Raw genomic sequence first — 312 nt, forward strand, 5'->3', positions numbered from 1 at the left:
ATATAGATACATTACTTGCGTTGCCTTGGACGCGGAAGACCGTTGACAACCTCGACATCAAGCATGCGGAAGATGTGTTGAACGAAGACCACTACGGCTTGGAAAAGCCGAAGGAACGGGTGCTGGAATATTTGGCTGTGCAAAAGCTGGTCAATCGGATGCGCGGTCCAATTCTTTGTCTGGTAGGGCCCCCCGGGGTGGGCAAAACCTCGATGGCCCGTTCCATCGCCCGTGCCCTGGAGCGCGAGTTCGTGCGTATTTCGCTTGGCGGCGTACGGGATGAAGCGGAGATTCACGGGCATCGTCGCACCT

1 protein-coding gene is annotated in these 312 nt (G+C 56.4%); it reads left to right on the forward strand.

The genetic code is table 11. From position 1 onward, the window contains the following. Positions 1-312, forward strand: a 312-nt coding sequence (locus MXD62_RS08185; protein ID WP_248828801.1) for an AAA family ATPase, incomplete at both ends; no start/stop codon positions are given.

It is taken from the genome of Frankia sp. Mgl5 (genome assembly GCF_023242985.1).
Lineage (GTDB): Bacteria > Actinomycetota > Actinomycetes > Frankiales > Frankiaceae > Parafrankia > Parafrankia soli.